Genomic DNA, 3,832 nt, shown 5'->3' with positions numbered 1-3,832 from the left:
GAGTAAGAAAATAGCTCTTGCTACTATAAAATAGCATACCCAAAACAGGAAGTAAAGTGGCTGGTACAGTAAGCTTCGTTTCACAGTAGCAAATATACGACATAAGTCTTGCTCCTGTAAACACCCGGATCAAGAAGATGATTCATGCAACTATCTGGTAGAGGATTATAATATAACAGAGTAAAAAAAGCAAAATAAAACAATACCCCCCTGTGTTATAAGGGGGGGCTGAAGATTTTTGCTAAATACTTCGCAATACCCCCTAAAATTTTATACCCCATCTGAAACAACGTATTATTTTTCTCTCTACTTTTGGTAAAATCTTATACCTTATCCTTACAAACCATGGCTATTCTTCGATTTAAAGCGCTTGAGCTGGTAAGCCAGCGTAAAGCTGGTGAGGTAGTAGTGCCTACCAACAAGATTTCAGATTATTTTGGCGAAAATGTGTTTGGCTTTTCTGCCTTGCGCGCTACGATGTCTACCGAGAATTTCAAGAGGCTTTGCAGCACGATTGATGCCGGAGAGAAAGTAGACCGCCACCTGGCCGATGCCGTTGCAGCTGCCATGAAAACCTGGGCGATGGGGAAAGGCGCGACCCACTATACACACTGGTTCCAGCCGCTGACCGGCTCTACTGCCGAGAAACACGACTCATTTTTTGACCTGACCAGTGAAGGAGAGGCCATAGAGAGTTTTAAGGGCAGTGCACTGGTGCAGCAGGAGCCCGATGCTTCCTCTTTTCCAAGCGGAGGCATACGCAACACGTTTGAAGCCCGTGGTTACAGCGCCTGGGATCCTTCTTCACCTGCTTTTTTGATCGAGAATGCCGGTACCCGAACGCTTTGTATCCCTACCATATTCGTTTCCTATACCGGAGAGGCGCTTGACTACAAAACGCCTTTGCTTAAATCACTCTACCTGCTCAACCAGGCCGCTGTTCCGGTATGCCAGTATTTTGATAAGGAAGTTGTTAAAGTAAATACCACATTGGGTATAGAGCAGGAATATTTCTTGGTGGACCGTGCTCTGTATGAAGCTCGTCCGGACCTGATGATGACCGGCCGTACCTTGTTCGGTCACGCCCCGGCCAAAGGACAGCAGCTCGAAGATCACTACTTCGGTTCAATTCCGAGCCGTGTACACGCCTTTATGGTGGACTTCGAAAAGTCGGCTTTGAAGCTGGGTATACCGGTGCGCACCCGTCACAACGAGGTAGCACCTAACCAGTTTGAGTGTGCTCCCACTTTTGAGGATGCCAACCTGGCCGTAGATCACAACCAGCTGCTCATGGACATCATGGACCGGGTAGCAGAGCGCCATGGCTTTAAAGTATTACTTCATGAGAAGCCCTATAAAGGCGTAAATGGCAGTGGCAAGCACAATAACTGGGCCATGAGCACCAACACAGGCGTCAACTTGCTGGCCCCGGGCAAAAAACCGAAAGAGAACCTGCAGTTCCTGACGTTTTTCATCACAACCGTCAAAGCCGTACATAAGCACGCGGACCTGCTGCGGGCCAGCATTGCATCTGCCAGCAACGACCATCGCCTGGGTGCCAACGAAGCGCCGCCAGCTATTATGTCGGTGTTTGTGGGGCAGCAACTCACAGCTGTACTCGAAGAACTGGAGCGCACGGCAAAGGTGCCGATGGAAAAAGGGGACAACATGTACCTGAAACTGGGTATAGACAAGATCCCGGAAATCCTGCGCGACAACACAGACCGTAACCGTACCTCACCATTTGCCTTTACAGGAAATAAGTTTGAGTTCCGGGCAGTGGGCTCCTCTGCCAACAGCTCCTCTTCTATGACTGTGCTCAATACAATTGTAGCGGACCAGTTGATGGAGTTCCGTAAGTCCGTGGACGAGCTGATCGAAAAACAGGACATGAAGAAGGAACTGGCGATCATCCAGGTGCTGCGCGAGTATGTAGCAGCTTCCAAAGCTATTCGCTTCGAAGGCAATGGCTACTCAAAGGAGTGGGAGGAAGAAGCTGCTAAGCGTGGCCTTTCCAATATCAAATCAACACCGCTTGCCCTCGATGTATATGAGCGGGATGAAGTGAAGGCGTTGTTTTCCCGCCATGGCGTGTTCTCGCATATCGAAATTTGTGCCCGCCACGAAATCTTGCTGGAAGATTACATCAAGAAGATCCAGATCGAATCCAGGGTAATGGGTGACCTGGCCATGAACCATGTCATACCGACAGCGGTTGCTTACCAGAACAAGCTCATCCAGAACATCCGTGGCCTGAAAGAGCTGGGGCTGGAAGATGAGTACACGCAGACCACGCTTGAATCGATCAAACGAATTTCAATACACATTCGGAACATACAAGTCAATACGGTAGAGATGATCCAGGCACGGAAAGTGGCAAATAAAATTGAGAACGTACGGGATCGCGCAATCTTTTACAATGAGAAAGTCTTGAGCTACTTTGAGCCGGTGCGAACCAGCGTAGATAAGCTTGAACTGATGGTGGACGATGAAGACTGGCCACTGGTGAAATACCGTGAGCTGATGTTCAGACGCTAGTTTTGAGAAAGTTTTTAACTGAAAAGAGCACCCACACCGGGTGCTCTTTTCAGTATTGCTTGCTTCTGGCCCAGCTGACGACTTCACCGGCCACCTTAGCCAGGATCAGGGGGAGAAGTACGACTGCGATGGCTACAGCGATCACTTTACGTAGCCCCATCCGCATGATCAGGCTATGCACGACCTTGTGGCGGAGCTCATGCAGCAGGAAGCGCCCTGCATGTGACATCGGTTTTCCTTTCAGCACTTCCTGCACCTCACGCCAGTTGCCCCGTTCGATCTGCCGCTTCAGGAAGCCCAGCACCGTGTCTTTGGTAATGTAGATGGCTTCGCTCAGTTGTCCCTGACGCAGACGGCTCCACTGAAGCAATGACTTCAGTTTCATGTCTGCGTTCTTCGGAATAAAAGCACTCATGTGTATCATCATCTTTCTAATATTTATGAACCGGAGCTGAAATGCTTTCCAGAAAAGCCGCCGCCGCATCTCCTTTAACGTTTATTTCTGACGTTCTACAGTAAAAACTTTGCTGAAAGGTCATATCCAGGTAGGCTGAGGTCAGCCGGAAAGGTTCTTGAAAGCCTTCGGGAAGCACTTCTTCGGCACCTACAGCCAGGAGGTAAGTTTCTTTCCCTTTCATCTTGCGACCGATTTCCTTTTTTACCGTCACAATATCGGTCGTCCTGTCAAAAAACACTTTCATCAACCCGCTCATGGCATACCAGTAGACGGGTGTGGCAAATACGATTTTTTGGTGCTGCAACATCAGCTCTACCAGTTCCAGGTAGGTATCCTGCGCCGGGTATGCATGATCGTAGTTGTAATGGCTAATCGTGTAGTCGAGGAGATCCGCAATGGTAGCAGTGTCGCTGGTAAACAAGGACCTGACGAGCCTGCCGGTATCACTTGCCTTGCGGGAGCTGCCGAGAATGATCAAAGGTTTTTCTGTCATGGAAACAAAACTTTGTGCCTATACCTTGCCAGCATACCTGCTCAGGTATAGGCTTCCTATACTGCGTCGTTGGTCAGACTAATTTACAAAAGTTAGCGGACTTGCCACTCTTTAAAATAATGGTGCTAAATTTACGGGGAGTGCCTGTTGAACAAAGCAGGCCTAACATTAGTTAAGAGAAAGAAGCAATCGCTTACGCTTTTTTATGAACAAGAACTATAGTCCCAGCCTGACAGAATACAAACGCAGAGAGACCATTGTGGTGAACATCGGGGATGTGCCGATGGGCGGAAACCATCCGATCCGGGTGCAGTCTATGACAACCGTGGATACCATGGATACCG

General features: G+C 48.9%; 3 protein-coding genes. 1 reads left to right on the top strand and 2 read right to left on the bottom strand.

Features of this window, described 5'->3' with window-relative positions:
* The first annotated feature begins 345 nt into the window (after nucleotides 1-345).
* Nucleotides 346-2,538 carry a glutamine synthetase III family protein gene (locus OB13_RS13325; protein ID WP_461490661.1) on the top strand — a complete coding sequence of 731 codons (2,193 nt, stop codon included), beginning with the start codon at nucleotides 346-348 and terminating at the stop codon, nucleotides 2,536-2,538.
* A gap of 49 nt (nucleotides 2,539-2,587) precedes the next feature.
* Here OB13_RS13325 and OB13_RS13320 read toward each other — a convergent pair whose 3' ends face one another.
* Together OB13_RS13320 and OB13_RS13315 are read right to left on the bottom strand one after the other, a co-directional pair.
* On the bottom strand, nucleotides 2,588-2,965 hold the full coding sequence (locus tag OB13_RS13320) for a hypothetical protein (RefSeq protein WP_461490660.1): 378 nt from the start codon (nucleotides 2,963-2,965) through the stop codon (nucleotides 2,588-2,590).
* A gap of 4 nt (nucleotides 2,966-2,969) precedes the next feature.
* On the bottom strand, nucleotides 2,970-3,488 hold the full coding sequence (locus OB13_RS13315; protein WP_461490659.1) for a flavodoxin family protein: 519 nt from the start codon (nucleotides 3,486-3,488) through the stop codon (nucleotides 2,970-2,972).
* Between the last annotated feature and the right edge of the window lie 344 nt (nucleotides 3,489-3,832).

It is taken from the genome of Pontibacter sp. HJ8 (assembly GCF_054824225.1).
Note: the sequence above shows the minus strand (reverse complement) of the source record. Positions and strands in the feature narration are given on the sequence as shown.